Annotated in this window: 14 protein-coding genes; 13 read left to right on the forward strand and 1 reads right to left on the reverse strand. The window is 48.0% G+C overall.

The window, feature by feature from the left end; translation table 11 throughout:
- Positions 1 to 149: 149 nt before the first annotated feature.
- The 11 genes from dinB (at position 150) to H7F15_RS12670 (ending at position 15,723) form a co-directional block, all read left to right on the forward strand.
- Entirely contained in the window at positions 150 to 1,196 is a 1,047-nt protein-coding gene (dinB, locus tag H7F15_RS12620; protein ID WP_221627074.1) for a DNA polymerase IV, read from the forward strand.
- Positions 1,197 to 2,212: 1,016 nt separating this feature from the next.
- Positions 2,213 to 4,705 carry a zinc-dependent metalloprotease gene (locus H7F15_RS12625; protein ID WP_185197350.1) on the forward strand — a complete coding sequence of 831 codons (2,493 nt, stop codon included), beginning with the start codon at positions 2,213 to 2,215 and terminating at the stop codon, positions 4,703 to 4,705.
- A gap of 236 nt (positions 4,706 to 4,941) precedes the next feature.
- Positions 4,942 to 6,003 carry a PA0069 family radical SAM protein gene (locus H7F15_RS12630; protein ID WP_185197351.1) on the forward strand — a complete coding sequence of 354 codons (1,062 nt, stop codon included), beginning with the start codon at positions 4,942 to 4,944 and terminating at the stop codon, positions 6,001 to 6,003.
- Positions 6,004 to 6,963: 960 nt separating this feature from the next.
- The gene (locus tag H7F15_RS12635; RefSeq protein ID WP_185197352.1) at positions 6,964 to 8,577 is read left to right on the forward strand and encodes a CTP synthase; all 1,614 of its coding nucleotides are present in this window, start codon (positions 6,964 to 6,966) and stop codon (positions 8,575 to 8,577) included.
- A 28-nt stretch (positions 8,578 to 8,605) separates the two neighbouring features.
- Positions 8,606 to 10,444, forward strand: a complete 1,839-nt coding sequence (gene yidC / locus H7F15_RS12640; RefSeq protein ID WP_185197353.1) for a membrane protein insertase YidC — start codon at positions 8,606 to 8,608, stop codon at positions 10,442 to 10,444.
- 111 nt (positions 10,445 to 10,555) lie between these two features.
- Positions 10,556 to 11,140, forward strand: coding sequence for a hypothetical protein (locus tag H7F15_RS12645; RefSeq protein ID WP_185197354.1), 585 nt, complete (start codon positions 10,556 to 10,558; stop codon positions 11,138 to 11,140).
- A 207-nt stretch (positions 11,141 to 11,347) separates the two neighbouring features.
- Positions 11,348 to 11,836 carry a DUF6438 domain-containing protein gene (locus tag H7F15_RS12650; protein WP_185197355.1) on the forward strand — a complete coding sequence of 163 codons (489 nt, stop codon included), beginning with the start codon at positions 11,348 to 11,350 and terminating at the stop codon, positions 11,834 to 11,836.
- A gap of 376 nt (positions 11,837 to 12,212) precedes the next feature.
- Positions 12,213 to 12,815, forward strand: coding sequence for a hypothetical protein (locus tag H7F15_RS12655; RefSeq protein ID WP_185197356.1), 603 nt, complete (start codon positions 12,213 to 12,215; stop codon positions 12,813 to 12,815).
- Between the two features lie 506 nt (positions 12,816 to 13,321).
- Complete coding sequence (locus tag H7F15_RS12660; RefSeq protein WP_185197357.1) at positions 13,322 to 14,047, forward strand: VIT1/CCC1 transporter family protein; 726 nt, start codon at positions 13,322 to 13,324, stop codon at positions 14,045 to 14,047.
- Between the two features lie 279 nt (positions 14,048 to 14,326).
- Complete coding sequence (locus H7F15_RS12665) at positions 14,327 to 14,830, forward strand: YsnF/AvaK domain-containing protein (protein WP_185197358.1); 504 nt, start codon at positions 14,327 to 14,329, stop codon at positions 14,828 to 14,830.
- Between the two features lie 53 nt (positions 14,831 to 14,883).
- Positions 14,884 to 15,723 carry a YsnF/AvaK domain-containing protein gene (locus H7F15_RS12670; RefSeq protein ID WP_185197359.1) on the forward strand — a complete coding sequence of 280 codons (840 nt, stop codon included), beginning with the start codon at positions 14,884 to 14,886 and terminating at the stop codon, positions 15,721 to 15,723.
- Between the two features lie 181 nt (positions 15,724 to 15,904).
- On the opposite strand, the gene H7F15_RS12675 is transcribed toward H7F15_RS12670, so the two are convergent.
- Complete coding sequence (locus tag H7F15_RS12675) at positions 15,905 to 17,581, reverse strand: ABC transporter substrate-binding protein (protein WP_185197360.1); 1,677 nt, start codon at positions 17,579 to 17,581, stop codon at positions 15,905 to 15,907.
- A gap of 82 nt (positions 17,582 to 17,663) precedes the next feature.
- On the opposite strand from H7F15_RS12675, the gene H7F15_RS12680 reads away from it, so the two are divergent.
- Together H7F15_RS12680 and H7F15_RS12685 are read left to right on the forward strand one after the other, a co-directional pair.
- Positions 17,664 to 18,344 carry a metal-dependent hydrolase gene (locus tag H7F15_RS12680; protein WP_185197361.1) on the forward strand — a complete coding sequence of 227 codons (681 nt, stop codon included), beginning with the start codon at positions 17,664 to 17,666 and terminating at the stop codon, positions 18,342 to 18,344.
- Between the two features lie 7 nt (positions 18,345 to 18,351).
- Complete coding sequence (locus H7F15_RS12685; RefSeq protein WP_185197362.1) at positions 18,352 to 19,134, forward strand: ParA family protein; 783 nt, start codon at positions 18,352 to 18,354, stop codon at positions 19,132 to 19,134.
- Positions 19,135 to 19,137 lie beyond the last annotated feature (3 nt).

Here is a 19,137-nt window from a genome sequence, read left to right on the forward strand (position 1 = left end):
AACGGTAACACGCCCTGATGCAACCTGTAATTTCTAAACTTGCTCACTCCCAAACTCTCTTCCCTTTAAACTTCCAAACTTTCGTAAATTTGCAGTTCTAAACCAGCCATCACGTGAGCCAGCCTATCCGTAAGATCATCCACATTGATATGGACGCCTTTTTTGCGTCGGTGGAGCAGCGTGATAACACGGAACTGCGCGGCAAACCAGTAGCAGTTGGTGGCTCCCGGGCGCGGGGTGTGGTGGCAGCTGCCAGTTATGAGGCCCGTAAATATGGTGTACATTCGGCGCTGGCCTCTAAAATTGCAGCCCAACGTTGTCCGCACCTCATTTTCGTGAAAGCCCGGTTTGATGTCTATAGTGCTGTGTCGCGGCAGATACGGGAGATATTCTATAGTTACACCGACCTGGTAGAGCCCCTTTCGCTGGACGAAGCTTACCTGGATGTGACTGAGAACAAGGTCGGGATGCCCTCGGCTACTATTATTGCCAACCAGATAAGGCAGCGTATTTTTGAGGAGACCGGTCTTACGGCTTCGGCGGGGGTATCGTACAATAAATTTCTGGCCAAGATAGCCTCGGACATGAACAAGCCGAATGGTTTTACGCTCATCACCCCGGACAAAGCCGAAGAACTGGTAGCAGGCCTGGAGATTGGCAAGTTTTATGGGATCGGCAAGGTGACGGCGACCAAGATGCAAAGCATGGGTATCCTGACGGGTGCCGACCTGCGCCAGCGCTCCGAAGAAGAGCTTGTGCGTGTTTTTGGCAAAGTGGGCCGCTATTATTACCGCATTGCCCGCGCCCAGGACGACCGCGACGTGCAGCCGCACCGTATCCGCAAATCCATTGGCTCGGAGCGCACCTTTGAAACCGACCTGGCCGAAGAAGAAGCGATGCTGGAGCAGTTGCAACACCTTGCAAAAGAAGTAGCACACGACCTGGAACGCCTGAAAGCCACCGCCAAAACTATCACACTCAAGATCAAATACTTCGATTTCACCCTGAACACCCGCAGCAAGACCTTCCTGAGCGAAATAAGCTCTGCCGATGCCATTTTCACAGTAGCCAGGGACCTGCTCCGCACACCGCATCTGCCCCCACAGCCGGTACGCCTGCTCGGCATTTCTACCAGCTCGCTCCTCTACCAGCACGACCGCCTGCAGGAAGGCTACCAGCTTACCCTGGAGCTTTGAAATAGATTAGGGCTTTACCTCACCCCAGCCCTCCCTTTTTATCGAGGGCCCCTACCCCCAGAACAGGAGAGGATGTTTGTGCTTTAGTTATAGTTGAGGCCATAGTTCTATAGTTTACTGGTTTCAAACCACCCCTGCCCCTCCTTATCCAAGGAGGGGAACTTTGATACTGCTATAGTTGAACTTATAGTTCTATAGTTGCTGCTTTAACACCCCTGTGAGCTGCGCTCGCAAGTTTCGAACTCTCGTTCTCACTTGTCCTAAAGGGGACAGTCTGCGTCTTTGCTATAGTTTATGCTATAGTTTCATAATTACAAACCAAGAGCGGACAGGTCGCGACCTGTCCCTTTGGATCTACAACCACGAGAAAAGATGATCTGCTCTAACCAAGAGCAAATAAATAAACTATAGTTATGGCATGAGCTATCGAACTGTTATCAGTCTTTGGGTTGAGCGCCTTTGACTTGTTGCGGTGCCGTCAGGCAACACGAGCTTTAGCGAGGGTAGCAAGAAGGCAGCAGCGCGATGCCCGAAGACGGGGCCTCCCGGCCCGGGAGGGAGCCAAAGTAACTATAAAACTGTAGGCTCTTAGAGCTCCCAGGATTGGTATAAACTATACAACTATGGCTTGGTTCAATTAGTAGGCAATGTCAACTATAGTACTATACACTAGCAGGAGCTGCGCACGCTGCTAGGTCTTTAGCAACTATAGGCTAAGATAGATTTCTCACTCTGTTCGAAATGACAATAGTTACTATAGGATACATAAGATATCTCACAGCTACGCTTGCTCTCTTCGACTTCACGTCTCAAGAATGCTTGACATGACAATATTCATTGATCCCTCAATTAACGATCAACGATACAAAAGAGAAAACTTTGATTAAACCATTACACCAAGTTCCAGTCTTAACAACAGCCACAGGTACTATTGCCATTCTCTAAGACTTTCCTATCTTTAAGAAAAACACAGCTCCTGAGCTACTAACCTAATCTAACTAACACATTTCTAACACATGAGTAAAAATTTACGTTTTGCTCCGGTGGTGGCCTTATTACTGGCGGGTGCCGTTATAGCACCTCCTGCTTCCGCCCAAAAAAGCAAAAAGAAAAAGAAAGCCCAGCAAGAGGTAACTGTCCCGCAGCAGGCTCCTAAAAAGGACGACGGCCAGCCGAAGCCTTATGCGCAGGTGATCACCGACAAGGCCCTGACCGACGAAGGTCTGTTTAAAGTGCACCGCCTGGACGACAAGTATTATTACGAAATTCCGGATACGCTGCTGGGCCGCGACATGCTGATGGTAAGCCGCATCGCTAAAACTGCTGCCAACATTGGCTATGGTGGCGAGGAACTGAACACCCAGATGCTGCGCTGGGAGAAAAAAGGAAACCGCATTTTGCTGCGCGTGATCTCTTACGAAAACGTGGCCGCCGACTCGCTGGAAGTATATCACTCGGTACAAAACTCCAACCTGGCTCCTGTCATTCAGGCGTTTGATATAAAAGCGTTTAACAATGGTGCTTCTGTAGTAGAGGTAACCGATTTCTTCTCGAAAGATGTGCCGGCTCTGGGCCTGGACCAGCGCAACCGCGATACCTATAAAGTAAGACGTCTGGACGACAAACGCTCTTTTATCGAGAGCATCAAAAGCTTCCCGACCAACATCGAGGCCCGCTCTCTGATGACCTATGAGGCCGGAAACGCACCTTCCAACTCCAGCACCGGAACCATCTCTTTAGAGCTGAACCACTCGATGGTGTTGTTGCCTAAAACGCCAATGCCTGCCCGTACCTACGATCAGCGTGTTGGGTTCTTCACCATTTCGCAGACAGACTATGGCACCGATGAGCAGCGTGCTGCCAAGCGCCGCTACATTGTGCGCTGGAAACTGGAGCCAAAAGACAAAGAGGCCTATGCCCGCGGCGAACTGGTTGAGCCTGTAAAACCTATTGTTTATTACATAGACCCAGCCACCCCAATGAAGTGGCGCCCTTACCTGAAACAAGGTGTAGAGGACTGGAACAAGGCATTTGAAGCGGCCGGTTTCAAAAACGCGATCATTGCCAAAGATCCACCCACCTTTGAAGAAGATCCTGAATTCAGCACAGAAGATGCTCGTTATTCGGTAATCCGCTATTTTTCTTCTGAAACACAGAACGCTTACGGACCAAACGTACACGACCCGCGCTCTGGCGAAATTCTGGAAAGCCACATTGGCTGGTACCACAACGTAATGAATCTGTTGCGCAACTGGTACTTTGTACAGACAGCGGCCGTTAACCCGGATGCGCGCAGCATACAGTTCTCTGATGAAGTAATGGGCGAACTGATCCGTTTTGTATCATCTCACGAAGTGGGCCATACCCTGGGCCTGCCACACAACATGGGCTCCAGCGCAGCTTACCCGGTTGAGAAACTCCGTGATGCAGAATTCACTAAGAAAATGGGTACTGCACCGTCTATTATGGACTATGCCCGCTTTAACTATGTGGCGCAGCCCGGAGACAAAGACGTAGCACTGATGCCGGGCATTGGTGTGTACGATAAGCATGCCGTTAAATGGGGCTATAGTTACTTCCCGGAAACCCACGGCTACGATAATAAAACGAAGCTGAATGCCTGGATCAAAGCCCACGAGAACGACCCGATGTACCGCTTTGGTCGTCAGCAGTTCGGTACCATAGACCCTTCGTCGCAGACCGAGGATTTGGGAGATGATGCGATGCTGGCCAGTACCTATGGTATTGCCAACCTGAAGCGTATTATGCCAAACCTGATAAAATGGACCGCCGAGGATAACAAGAACTACGACGACCTGGAGGAAATGTACATGCAGGTACTGGGCCAGTGGAACCGCTATATGGGCCACGTAACGGCTAACGTAGGCGGTGTGTACGAAACCTATAAAACCTACGACCAGGCCGGTAACGTGTACGAGCCGGTTGCCAAAGAAAAGCAGCAACGCGCCATGAAGTTCCTCAACGAGCAGGGCCTTGCCACGCCAACCTGGATGCTGGATGATAACATTCTGCGCAAAATAGAATCGGCTGGAACTATAGACAGAGTGCGCAATGCACAGGTAAGCATTGTGAACAACCTGCTGGAGCCGGGCCGCATGGCACGCCTGATAGAGGGACAGGCCACACTGGGTAACAAAGCCTACACCCTTCCGGAAATGATGGCCGACCTGCGCAAAGGCGTTTGGTCTGAGATCACGACTGGTAAATCAATAGATGTGTATCGCCGCAACCTGCAGCGTGGTTACCTGGAGCGCATGGAGTTCCTGATGACAGACCAGAAAGATGCCCCATCGGCAGCATCGCGTTTCAGAGCGGGCACGCCGGTGAATGTATCGCAGTCTGATATCCGCCCGCTGGTACGTGGCGAACTGACAACACTGCGCAACCAGATCAGAACATCTATTGCCAAAACCAACGATACCATGACCAAATACCACCTGCAGGATGCTCTGGTGCGTATTGATAACATCCTGAACCCGAAAAGTTAATGAAGTAACTATAGATCAGTTTGTAGAAAACACCGGCCCCACAAGGGCCGGTGTTTTTTTATGCCGCTATCGTTTGCGTCCTGCTTTTAAGCTGCCCGGTTTTGCGCTCCTGATCATAGCTTAGGTTATTTTCCTGTGCTTGAGCTTTGATCTTCTCAACTACCCCATCATAAATTCAAAAACAAAAACTAACTTATTTAGCAAAACTAATTAACTTAGCACAAGTATTGATAACTATGAAAGCAGAAGATTACCTGAAAGGCCGCGGTGCACAATATAATCCGGCTAATGTTTACCTGAAGCAGGAATATGTAGCAGCGCACATAGAAGGCCTGGACGAGCCAATGATGAACAACGCTAAAACTGAATTTATAACAGGGTATCCGAAAACTATAGTTAACAAAATTGATAGCCCGGATCTGGGCATGGGCTATTCGCTGAACCCGTACCAAGGCTGTGAGCATGGTTGTGTGTACTGCTATGCCCGCAACACGCATCAGTACTGGGGCTATAGTGCCGGGCTGGATTTTGAGCGCAAAGTGATAGTAAAGGAAAATGCGCCGGAACTGCTTATAAAACAGCTCGAAAGCAAAAACTGGCAGGTAATGCCCATCATGCTGGCTGGCAACACCGACTGCTACCAGCCCATCGAAGCCAAAAAACTATTGACCCGCCGCATCCTCGAAATACTCCTGCAATACAAACACCCGGTCAGTATCATCACCAAAAACGCGCTGATCCTCCGCGACCTCGACCTGCTGACCAAACTGAACAAGTTGGACCTGGTGCACGTGAACATCAGCATTACGACCCTCGACGAGAAACTACGCCAGAAACAGGAACCACGCACTGCCTCGGCCCTGAAAAGGCTGGAAGTAGTACGCCAGTTAAGTGCCGCTGGCATCCCTGTAAACGTAATGGTGGCGCCCATTATCCCCGGCCTCAATGATTCAGAAATTCCGCAGATCATAAAACAGGCTGCCGATGCCGGTGCCTGCAACGCCGCTTATACCATCGTCAGGCTGAACGGCGAGGTAGGGCCCCTTTTTGCTGACTGGGTAACACAGGCCTACCCGGACCGCGCACAAAAAATTCTGAACCAGGTAGCAGACTGCCACGGCGGACAACTAAACGACAGCCGGTTTGGCACCCGCATGCGCGGCGAAGGCAAATTTGCCGAAACCATAGCCAGGCTGTTCAATATAAGTAAGCACAAATACATGTCCGGCCGGGCAACTAAGCCCTACAACTATAGCCACTTCTGCACCAGCAAAGGCAAGCAACTGGGTCTGTTTTAAATTTGACCAGTGATTAGAGGGATTTGACTGATTTTTATGATTGGGGTTATAGTTCTATAGTTGGAGCTATAGTTTATAGTTAATGATTAACACACCTAAGTTATACCTCACCCCATCCCTCTCCTAAAAACAGGAGAGGGAGTTTGTCTGAATCAGGATTTACAGGATTTAGGGATTTTCAGGATGAGGGCTTTTGCTATAGTTTGAGTTACAGTTCTATGGTTACGGTTGGTCATCCCCCTACCCCCTTCAAAGGGGGACTTTTCTGCCCTTGCTATAGTTGGAACAGCTATAGTTTTATAGTTGCTGCTTTAACACCCCTGTAGTCCCCTCAAGGGGACAGTCTCTGTCTTACTATAGTTGAAGCCATAGTTCAGTTACAGACCATGAGCAGGCCAAGTTCACTTGGCCCCACGGAACTATAGCCATGAGTAAAACAGATCTGCATTGACTAAGAGCATGTACAAGCAACTATAACTTACCTATCAAACTGATATCAGTCTTTAGGTTGAGCGCCTCGAGAGGTTCCGGTGCCGTCAGGCATGGCGACGCAGGGGCCAAGGAAGCGAAAGCAGCGCGATGCCCGAAGACGGGGCCTCCCGGCCCAGGAGGGAGCCAACGAAACTATAGAACTATAGGCTCTTAGAGCTCCCAGGATTGGAGGAAACTATAAAACAACGGCTTGGTCCAAATTGCAACTAACGTCAACTATAGCGCCAGACGCTAGCAGGAGCTGCGCACGCTGCGAGGTCATTATCATTAACTATAGCCAGCGCTAAAGGCAAGCCTATCCCTGCCGGATCAGTTTAGCCGGGAGACTTGACACCATACAAAGTCACGAGCGGGGACGCTTGCGCCAGCAATTGACAACTATAGCAAAATTAACACAATGCCGCACCTCGCTGCCGGATAATCAAATAAAAGATGTAACTTTGCAGCCCATACAGTTAAACCTAACTTATGGCTACTAAATATATATTTGTTACCGGTGGTGTAACATCCTCCCTTGGTAAAGGCATTATTTCCGCTTCACTCGCTAAACTGCTGCAGGCAAGAGGGTTCTCTGTAACCATCCAGAAATTCGATCCTTACATTAACATAGATCCGGGTACCCTGAACCCGTATGAGCACGGCGAATGCTATGTAACCGAAGATGGCGCCGAGACTGACCTGGACCTGGGCCACTACGAGCGTTTCCTGAATGTGCCTACCTCCCAGGCAAACAACGTAACCACCGGCCGCATTTACTATAACGTAATTATGCAGGAGCGCGAGGGCGCCTACCTGGGCAAGACCGTGCAGGTTATTCCGCATATTACTGATGAGATAAAGCGCCGCATGCTGCTGTTAGGCCAGACCGGCGAGTATGATATTGTCATTACCGAAATTGGCGGCTGTGTAGGCGATATTGAGTCGTTGCCGTTTATTGAGGCCGTACGCCAGCTGCGCTGGGAGCTGGGTGTGAACGAAACCTGCGTGATACACTTGACTCTGGTACCTTACCTGAAAGCTGCCGGCGAATTGAAAACAAAACCAACCCAACATTCTGTCCGCGACCTGTCGGAAGCCGGTGTGCAGCCCGATATTCTGGTTTGCCGCTCGGAACACCACATTCCGGTAGAGCTACGCAAAAAAATAGCCCTTTTCTGTAACGTAAAGCAAAATTCGGTAATTGAGTCGCTGGATGCGGAAACGATCTACGATGTGCCGCTGATGATGCGCAAGGAAAAGCTGGACGAACGTGTGATCAGCAAACTGAAGCTGCCGCAGCGTGCCGAGCCGGAACTGGAACGATGGAAAGAATTCCTGGGTCGCCTTAAAAACCCGACTGCGGAGGTAAATATCGGCTTGGTGGGCAAGTACGTAGAGCTGCCGGATGCTTATAAATCTATAGTAGAGGCGTTTGTACACGCGGGTGCTGCCAACGAGTGTAAGGTAAACCTGAAGTGGTTCCAGTCAGAAACTATAAACGACGAGAACGTGGTGGCGACGCTGCAGGGCCTGGATGGTATTTTAGTAGCTCCTGGCTTTGGCGAGCGTGGTTTTAAAGGTAAACTGGAGGCTATCCGCTTTGCCCGCGAAAATAATGTGCCGTTCTTTGGCATTTGCCTTGGTATGCAGTGCGCAGCCGTGGAGTTTGCCCGCAACGTGCTGGGCCTGGAAGGCGCCAACTCTACCGAAATGGACGAGAATACCTCTCACCCGGTGATCGACCTGATGGAAGGCCAGAAAGAAATTACGCAGAAAGGGGGCACCATGCGCTTAGGTGCTTACAGCTGTGAACTTAAAAAGGGCTCAAAAGCTTTCTCTATTTACGGGAAGTCTAAAATTTCGGAACGCCACCGCCACCGCTATGAATTTAACAATGAGTATATTGCCGCTTTTGAAGAGGCCGGTATGATGGCAACCGGTATAAACCCGGACACCGGGCTGGTAGAAGTGATAGAGCTGCAGAGCCACCCGTGGTTTGTAGCGGCTCAGTACCATCCGGAGTTAAAAAGCACTGTTGTAAACCCGCACCCATTGTTCACTAAATTTGTGAAAGCGGCCATGAACTATACAAAATCTAAATAACACCTATAACACATTACACTTTTATTAAATGGATAGAAATCAAGCTATTGGCTTCGGACTGATTGCCCTGCTGCTACTCGCCTACTCGTTCTTTTTTGCGGGTACCGATGAGCAGGCCACTACGCCACAGGCAACAGAGCAGGTAGCCAATGTAGAACAGGCGCCTCTTACCACTACAGCCCCCGACGACTCGCTGGCGCAGGCGAAACGCGCAGCTACCCTGGGCTCTTTTGCTACGGCAGCCACCGGCCAGGCCACTACTACCACCCTCGAGAACCAGAACATCCGTGTTACGCTTACCTCTAAAGGCGGGCAGGTAGAAGAAGTATTGCTGAAGAACTATAAGACCTACCAGGGCGAGCCACTGGTGCTTTTTGACAAGGAAAGTAACAAGACCGATGTAGCCTTTACTACCAAAGATGGTAAGGTTATCAAATTGTCGGACCTGTACTTCACCGCTTCTGAGGTAAAAAAAGGTACGGATAAGGATGTAAGCACGCAGGTAATTACGTTCCGTGCCGATGTGGGCAATGGCCAGTACATTGAGCAGACGTATACCCTGTATGATGAGACCTTCCAGGTGGGTTATGCCCTGCACTTTGAAGGCCTGCAAAGCCAGCTGAGCGGCAAAAACCTGACCTTTACCTGGACAGACCGCATTAAGCAGCTGGAGCGCGACATTAAGCAGAACCGTGCCAAAACAACGCTTAACTATGCTACTGTTGAGGACGGTTACGACCACCTGTCTATCTCCGAAGAGAAAGAAACCCTTGACCTGAACGAGCCGGTAAAATGGGTGGCCAACAAGCAGAACTTCTTTACAGCCGGTATTATAGCCGACGAGGCTTTTGCCGGTGCCAAGCTGCAGTCCGAAACCAACCCTGCCGATACCACTATAGTTAAAACGCTGGCCACGCAGGCACTCATCCCAGCCGACGATGTGCTGAAAGGCGGCGCGGAGTTTATGTACTACTTCGGCCCGAACGACTATAAGATACTAAAGAACATAGGCGATAATTTTGAGAAGAACCTGGACCTGGGCTGGGGTATTTTTGCCTGGGTAAACAAGTGGCTCATCATCCCGGCATTCGACTTCCTGGAGAACTACATCGGCAACTATGGTATCATCATTATCCTGCTGGTACTTTATATTAAAACGCTGCTGTTCCCGCTTACTTACAAGTCGTTCTACTCTATGGCAAAAATGAAGGTGCTGAAACCTGAAATTGATGCTATTAAAGAGCGTAACGACGGCGACATGCAGAAAACGCAGATGGAGACCATGAAGCTCTACAACGAAATGGGCGTGAACCCGCTGAGCGGCTGTATCCCGATGCTGTTGCAGATCCCGATCCTGTTTGCGATGTTCAACTTCTTCCCGAACTCGATCGAACTGCGCCAGGAGCCCTTCCTGTGGGCAACCGACCTTTCGACCTACGACGTATTTGCCAAACTGCCGTTCACCATTCCGTTTTATGGCGACCACGTGAGTATGTTTACCTTGCTGATGACGGCTTCCACGATCCTGTACACTTGGTCTAACAACCAGATGAACGCCCAGATGCAGGGTGCCATGAAGTTCTATAGTTACCTGATGCCGGTTATCTTTATGTTCGTACTGAACTCGTTCCCGGCAGGTCTGTCGTTCTACTACTTTGTTTCCAACATGGTAACATTTGGTCAGCAGGCCATTATCCGCCGTTTTGTGGATGAAGGCAAAGTGCGCGCTAAACTGGAAGACAACAAAGAGAAACGCAAAGACAAAAAGAAAACAGGTGGCCCGTCGTTTACCGAGCGTATGCAGGAAGCAATGCGCTTAGCCGCTGAAAAAGAACAGCAGAAAAAGAACAAAGGCGCTAAAAAATAAGCCTCAGGTTTTCTGATTTATACACAAAAAGCCCGCCTGCACTTGCAGACGGGCTTTTTGTTTGACTATACTTGCCGCAGTATCGTATGTAGGACTACAAACTATAAAACTATGCATCAGAACCTGAAATATGCCCTTTTGCTGCTTTCAGCAACTATAGCCGTTGCCTGCAACTCCAACTCCGACGAAGACAAAGGCCTGGCAAGCACACACCCCAAACTGGAAAAACAACTTCACCGCGACTCTGTCAACGCAGCCACACATCCCAAAGAAGACCTTGACCAATACGAGCACTACCGCATCACTACCGAAGAATATATGAACAGTGGCAACTATAACGTGCCCAATATGTTCCGGGGTAAGCTGGCCCCTATTGATGAGGAAAGCCACAAAGATGCCCGTAGCTTTAAAATTGCCCTGCGCGAAGGCATGGCCAAAGGCGTAAATTTTGCCGGGAAATATACAGTGGTAAGCGTTGGGTGCGGCACCACCTGCCAGCAGCATTTTATAGTTGACCGCGAAACAGGCAAGATCGTGGAGAAGATACAAAGCAGCGTAGGTGCCAAGTTCAGTGAGAACAGCCGCATTTTTATAGTTAACCCACCCGACTCTACCCTAAACTACAAGGAATGCAACTACTGCACACCCGAAGTGTACGAAATGCAAAACGGCAAACTGGTAAAAGTAAAAAAGTGAAGACATTTAGAAAGATTGAAAGTTAGAAAGTTAGAAAATCTGGCTTCGTAGTGTGCTATACTTTATAACTCCGCCGCTAAAATATAGTTTGAGCCGGGACAAACGAGGGTTCACAGCTGAACCTGATATTATAACTATAGCTCTATAGTTGCCCGGCTCAACATTTCTAATTTCTAATTTTTAATTTCTAATTCATAATTGGTAAAGATGCTCCATACCTTACTTAATATAACAAAACAACTGATCACTCTAACTATAGTTGTGTTGAGTATGGCTTTGCTGGGTTGCAAAAGCGCTGAAACTATAGGCACAGTTACGGAAGCTGAAGAGCCGCTGTTGGTTTACCGGAAATCGCCGTGCTATGGTCCCTGCCCTGCCTACGAGGCTACCATCTATAGCACAGGCAAGGTGCTGTTTGCTCCCTTTAAATACACACCTGTTACAGACACCATCACTTTCCAGCTTTCGGAAAAAGAACTGAAGAAACTGCAGACCAACCTCGATAAATTAAACTATAGCAAGCTCCAAAAGCTGTACAAAACCAGCTGGACCGACATGCCGGCCACACACCTGTATTTTTACCAGTCAGGCAAAGAAGTAAAACACATCAAACATCAGGAAGGCGGCCCAGAGGAATTGATCCGGTTTATAGATGAGGTGCATGCACTGCTCTGGAAGCATGTGCAAGGTAAATGAAAACAGCTTCGAAAGAATTTGTACAGTTGGTGAATGGTACTAAAGCCTTTCCGTGTTATACGGGTACAACACGGATAACCTCACCGCACAAAAAGGCTTTACACGCCAGGTTCACATTTCAGGCTACTATCTACGCTTCCTGAAAGGCTATTTGGTTTACATTGCTAACCTATTCCAACCGATGCAATTATTTTTCACCAAACAGGATAACTAAATAGTAAAATGCAGATACATTTTTTATATTTATATAGGGTGGTTCGGGATATAATACATCTTGTGGGCTATAGTGAATCAGTAGCTTAAAACAACACCACACATAGTGCAGATTAACAGGAGTAGTACTCCTGTTATACCATAGTTGTGTCAAATAAGAAGCATGAAAACACTCTTAGCCATACTTAGTTTAACGGCTCTTTTTTCTTGTAGCTACGTTTCAGAAAAGGAAACAGAAAGTACAACTACCAATCAAACTTCAGAAATACCTCTGCCAGTTACAGCAGAAGAAGATACATTAAGGATACCATCACATCAGTATTATTTAGCAGACTTAAGCCAACAGGAGATAGTAAGGCTTATATTAAAAGACAGCCTTCAGCCAGCGGACAACCATGTGACGTTTGCCCTAATGGATTCGTTAAGCTCTTCCAATAAAGCAACCAGAGATTCAGTATTTCCTGCCTTCAAAGTTGTTGTAGAAAAGTCAGACGGTGCTTTATCTGAAGTTGTAGGACTTTACGCAATGAAATATGTGGAAGCTTACCCGAAAGAGTTCGCTGAAAGATACTCGTGCTGTCCTGTTGAGCTATCTCAACTGACCAACTATATTGGGTACGAAATTATGATGTCAGAAGAGCCAACATCTGAATACAAGCAGCTCTTTGAGAAAATAAATCAGAAGTATCCGAAGTACGAGCAAGAAAAAAGTATACAAGCCTTTAAAGAGAAGCTTGTAGCATACATGCAGGAATTTGAAGAATAAAGAATTACTTAACACAACACGAGCTTCACGGTAGCTGCGCCACCGCAAAGCCTAATCCGCTGTAACTAATTAAAATTATAAATTAAGGTGGCTAATGATAGTACACAAAAGACCGTGCTATCAATGTATAATCTTAAAGTTTAACACCTTATAACCCATAAAGAAGAAAGTAAATACTGATGCAGGTAGTGTATTCATTAGTTTCATTTTTAGTAGGCTTTGTAATTCTTTACATAACTTATAAAGATGAAAAGGCTCGTAAACCCTCACTATCAGTAAGCTATATTATGCATTTAAAAGGGTATATAGGCGGTATAGCATTTATACTAATTGGCATTATGCTTTTGAAAGAAGGGGTAGAATAATTTCTTACAACACTATATAAAATACACATCAGCGTATTTTATACCAATCCGTTAAAAACACTAACTATACAGCATCAAAAATGCCGGACCAAACTTTGCCCGGCATTTTTGATTTCACGGTGTTCTGCGTACCTTAAGTGCATGGCGCACAACGAAAAATCGGCACATCAGCTGTTCTCTAAGTTTCAGGAGTACCTTGCCCAGTTTGTGTATGGCGGCATAGATGGCTGCGTTACCACGTTTGCAGTTGTGGCTGGTGCTGTAGGCGCTAACCTCGAGAGCTCTGTTATCATTATTCTCGGGTTTGCCAACCTGCTTGCCGATGGTTTCTCGATGTCGGTAGGTGCTTATTTGTCGGCCAAATCGGAGCGCGACAACTACGACAAGCACAAACGCACCGAGTATTTCGAGATTGAGAACTACCCCGCTATTGAGAAGGAAGAGGTACGGGATATTTACCGCGCCAAAGGCTTTGAGGGAGAGCTGCTGGAGCAGGTGGTAGCCGTTATTACCCAGGATAAAGAACGCTGGGCCAACGAAATGATGGCCAATGAGCTGGAGCTTATCCGAGACAGCAAATCCCCGTTTGCCATTGGGGTCGTCACCTATAGTTCATTTCTGCTGATCGGGTTCATTCCGCTGCTGGTCTATCTGTGGGATTACGTGTTGGGCTTTCCCGGCGATGTGTTTCTGTGGGCCTGTACGCTTACCTTCCTCGGTTTCGGCGTTATTGGTTTCCTGAAGAGCTACGTGACAGGCGTAAACCGTTGGCGCGGCATTCTGGAGACGGTTACACTGGGTGCCCTGGCTGCCGGCGTCGCTTTTATAGTTGGCGATCTGTTGGAGCGCTGGATCACGGGAAGTTAAGCGGTTTAAGCGTTTCAGAGTTTGGAAGTTGCACTTTGTACTAACTCCGGAACACAAAACTATCGTTATTGCCTGGCTATAGTTCGTTCAGTTCCGATGCAGCCTGCCTCCTTTTTCAGGGACTTTTGCTAAAAAATAGCGCCATTCCTACTCTATCCTGCCGCTCATCAAATTGCAGTTCAAATAACTCCTCCACCCTACGGTCGTAGAACTATAGGGCAGTATCATTTATTTTACTGTCTTCAAAAAAGCTATTACACTATATCATATTTATCAGATATGAGCAAAAAGGATAAAAAAGTACAATTATCAGAATTCGAGGAAAAGCTACGGGAAAGTGCCCGAAACCCTGATACCACCATACCTACGGCAGATTATGCTCCGGGAGAAACCGAAGAGAAAGTAATTCCGGTGATAGAAGAACAGGCACACATCACGAAGCAGACCGTAGAGTCGGGCAGGGTGCGCATTTCTAAAAATGTACGCGAAGATGAAGTGCTGATAGACATGCCGGTGGTGCACGAGGAAGTAGACGTGCAGCGCGTGCCGGTTGACCAGTACGTAGACGAGGCCCCGCCAGCTGTGCGTTACGAAGGCAATAAAATGATAGTGCCGGTGCTGCGCGAAGAGCTGGTGCTGGTAAAACGCATAAAGGTGGTGGAAGAGCTGCACATAACCAGGCGCCGCACCGAAGAACACCGGACCGAACCGGTACTGCTGCGACGGGAGGAAATAAACGTAGACCGGGAACAGAACGACAACCTAAACAACCCTGCCCAATGATACACAGCTACTGATCTTTCAACCCATGTACAACCTAAAAACAGTATAAAACTATGGCACAAACAGTGATTGGAATTTTTGAGAAGGGTATTGATGCGCAAGCTGCTGTGCAAAAACTGGAAAGTAACAGAATACCATCGGATCATATTGATATATCGGACCAGACCACGAGCGATAAAGTAGGGGGCACCACTGCCCGGCACGATAAAGACCGGGTAAGCAATTTTTTCGGCTCCCTGTTCGGAAGCGATAAAGAGGAAACCAGAAAGTATAGCGATGTTGCCCGCAAAGGCTGGGTAGTCACCGTACACGCAGACTCGCGGAAGGAAGCAGAAGCAGCTGCCAGAACGCTGGACCAGTGTGGAGCTGTGGATGTGGATGAGCGTGCAAGCCAGTTCAGAAGTGGTACAAATACCACCACCAGCGACATCCATGAACGAAGAGACCTAAACACCAACCAGTCGGTTCCGATCGTGGAAGAGCGCATGAACGTTGGTAAACGCGATGTAGAGACAGGCGGCGTGCACATGCGTAGCCGCATCATCGAAAAGCCGGTGGAAGAGCACCTGCGCCTGCGCGAAGAGCATGTACACGTGGAGCGCAGACCAGTTAACCGGCCAGCCACCGAGCGCGACTTCCAGAATTTTAAAGAGGGCAGTATTGAAATGACAGAGCATAAAGAAGTGCCTGTTGTGAACAAAGAAGCCCGTGTGGTAGAAGAAGTACGCCTGAGCAAAGAACAGACCCAGCGCGACGAAATTATCCGCGACAAGGTCCGCAAAACCGACGTAGAGGTAGACCGCCTCAATCCGAAAAACAGAAACATCAGACCGGAAGATGACCCGAACTGGAATGACCCGACCAGACGCGACCCTTCGGATCGTGAGCTGTAAGTAAAAATAAACCTGAATAAAAAAGCCCGGCTAACGCATTAGCCGGGCATTTCTGTTATAATACTCCAATTCTATAGTTGTCCAAAGAAATTCCTAATTCCTAATTCCTAATTCCTAATTCCTAATTCCTAATTCCTAATTCCTAATTCCTAATTCCTAATTCCTAATTCCTAATTCCTAATTAAATCTTCCGCACCCGCTCCAGTTTTAACATGTTCATCGGGTTTGGCTCCAGGCCTTTGATGTTGTTCTGAGTTAATCTAAGCACTTCGTCGTAGTACAGCACAATAACCGGGCATTCTTCTACCACTATCCTATCCATAGCCTGGTATAGTTCCCAGCGTTTTTTCACGTCTCGCTCCAGTTTTGCCTGCTCGTATAGTTTGTCGAAGTCCTTGTTTACGAAGTGGGTTTTGTTAGGCCCGGCTGGTGAGAAGTTTTTGCTATAGAACAGCGCCAGGTAGTTTTCGGCATCCGGGTAGTCGCCCAGCCACGATTTCATCCAGAACTCTGAGCGACCGTTGTCTACCATTTCCTGGTGGGCCGGTCCCTGGTTGATGTCAATCTCAACCTGCACGCCTACCTCGGCCCACTTTTTTTGCATGTACTCTGCCAGTTCTTTGTGCTCGGCTACAGTGCCCAGGCGCATTTTAAGCGGTTTCTGTAAACTATAGCCGGCAGCAGTTAGTAATTCGCGTGCCTTTTTAGGGTTGTAACTATAGCCGGGCACTTTCTCCTGGCTGAAAGATGGCAGCGACGGTGGCACCATGCCCGAATGCCCCGGTATACCGATGTTGTTCCGGAAGTAAGCGATCATCTCTTTTTTATTGATGGCATAGTTCAGCGCCTGTCGCACACGTTTATCCTGTATCGCCGGGCTTGGGTTTTTCAGGTTTTTAGGATCCAGCTGAAAGCCAATGTACTCTGTGTTCAGGTAAGGCTCTTTTCGTACCGTAAATTTGCCTTTGAAATCGTCCTGCACCGTTCCATCGTTGTTCAATATCAAATCCCGCGAGCCTTCTCTCACCCCGGAAAGGAAATCCAGTTTGCCCTGCATAAAGGTCAGAAACTCCGATTTACGGTCGGTAATAAACGAGATTTGCACGGCATCCAGGTAAGGCAATTGCACTCCTTTTTCATCCTTCTTCCAGTAGTTCGGGTTCTTGTGCATCACAATGGCATTGCCTTCGTCCCACTGCTTAAACACAAAAGGGCCTGTACCTACCGGGTTTGCCCGGAAGTCTTTGCCATACTTGGCTACGGCTTCCTGTGGAACCACAAACGCATACGGCATTGTCAGTATCTCCAGGAAAGCAATAAAAGGCTCATTTAAGTAGATCTTGAAAGTAGAATCGTTCACCGCCAGGAAAGCCGTATCTGAAATTGCACCGTTTATATCAGTTAACACCTTGTCGTTAAAGATCCATGCGCCGGTGCTGGCGGTAGCGGGGTCAATAATACGTTTGAAACTATAGGCTACGTCCTGTGCCGTTACTTTGCGGCCTTTACCGCCTTTAAAAACTTCGTGGTCGTGAAAGTAAACATCATCCCGAAGGATAAAACTATAGGTTCGGCCATCTTCCGATACTTCCCAGCTTTTGGCAATGCCAGGCCCAATTTTCAGTTCTTGGTCCAGTTCTACCAGCCCGTTATACAATTGTGTGGTGGCCCAGATATTAGCCTGGTTGCGGGCAAAAGCAGGGTCCAGCGACGATAAAGCTTCGGGTTGATTATACCTGAAAACAGTTTTGTTCGTTCCATTTTTTCCGGCCTCAGTGCAAGACTGGCTCACGAGCAAAACGGTGGATAACAGGGCAAAAACGGTGGATAAATAAAGGCGTTTTGTTGTGATTTGCATCCGGATAAAGTGGTCAAAAAAATGTATCTTTGTGCAAGATAAAAATAACTAACGTAGATAAGTAAGCACTAATCAGTAAATCATGGAAATAACATACTACGGACAGTCTTGCTTTTTAATTAAGATCGGGGATCACAACGTTTTGTTCGATCCGTTCATTTCGCCTAACGAACTGGCAAAGGATATTGATGTAGACAGCATCAAAGCTGATTACATACTGTTGTCGCATGGCCACCAGGACCACGTGCACGATGCCGAGCGCATTGCCAAGAACAACGAGGCAACTATAGTTTCTACATTCGAGATAGCGACCTGGTACGGCGAGAAAGGGATTGAGAAAACGCACCCGATGAACATTGGCGGTAAGGTTACATTGCCTTTCGGAACAGTGAAGATGGTAACTGCTGTACATTCAAGCTCCTTACCTGATGGTACGTATGCTGGTGTAGCTTCTGGGTTTGTGGTAGAAACAGAAGATAAAGCTTTCTATTTTGCCGGCGATACCGCCTTAACTTACGATATGAAACTGATACCGGAGCAGTTCGACCTTGATTTTGCACTGTTGCCGATCGGTGATAACTTTACAATGGATATACACGATGCCCTTATCGCTGCCGATTTTGTGCAGGTAGATAAGTTCATCGGAATGCATTACGACACGTTTCCATACATTGCCATAGACCACGAAGAGGTGAAGGAAGTAGCGCAGATGGCTGGCAAAGAGTTAATTCTGATGGAGATAGGTCAAACTATAAACCTATAAGTATAGCATGGGAAAAATAATAGCGGTTGCCAATCAAAAAGGGGGCGTAGGTAAAACCACCACAGCCATAAACCTGGCGGCAAGCCTGGCAGCCTTGGAATATAAAACACTGCTGGTTGATGCCGACCCGCAGGCCAACGCCACATCTGGCCTTGGCTTCGACCCGGCGAGCATCACATCCAGCATCTACGAGTGCATGGTTGAGGATGTAAAAGTGGAAGACATCATCCTGAATGCGCCAAATATTGAGTTTCTGGACCTGATCCCGTCGCACATCGACCTGGTTGGTGCCGAGGTGGAGATGATCAACCTGGACAACCGTGAAGAGAAAATGCGCCAGGTACTTAACCCGCTGCGCAGTAAATATGATTTCATCATCATCGACTGCTCTCCTTCGCTGGGTCTGATCACAGTTAATTCGCTTACTGCTGCTGATTCGGTAGTAATTCCGGTACAGTGCGAGTATTTCGCTTTGGAAGGCTTAGGCAAGTTGCTGAACACGATCAAGATCATTCAGTCGCGTTTGAATACGGAACTGGCTATAGAAGGCATACTTTTAACCATGTATGATGTGCGCCTGCGCCTGAGCAACCAGGTGGTGGAAGAAGTGAAAACACACTTCCAGCAAATGGTTTTTGATACGATCATTCCAAGAAATGTGAAGTTGAGTGAGTCGCCAAGCTTTGGTTTACCGGCTATTTTGCACGATGCTGAAAGTAAAGGAGCTTTGAGTTACCTGAACCTGGCCCGTGAAATTGCGGAGAAAAACAGCGTGGCACTGGAGAAATAACCC

It is taken from the genome of Pontibacter sp. Tf4 (assembly GCF_014212495.1).
Taxonomy (GTDB): domain Bacteria; phylum Bacteroidota; class Bacteroidia; order Cytophagales; family Hymenobacteraceae; genus Pontibacter.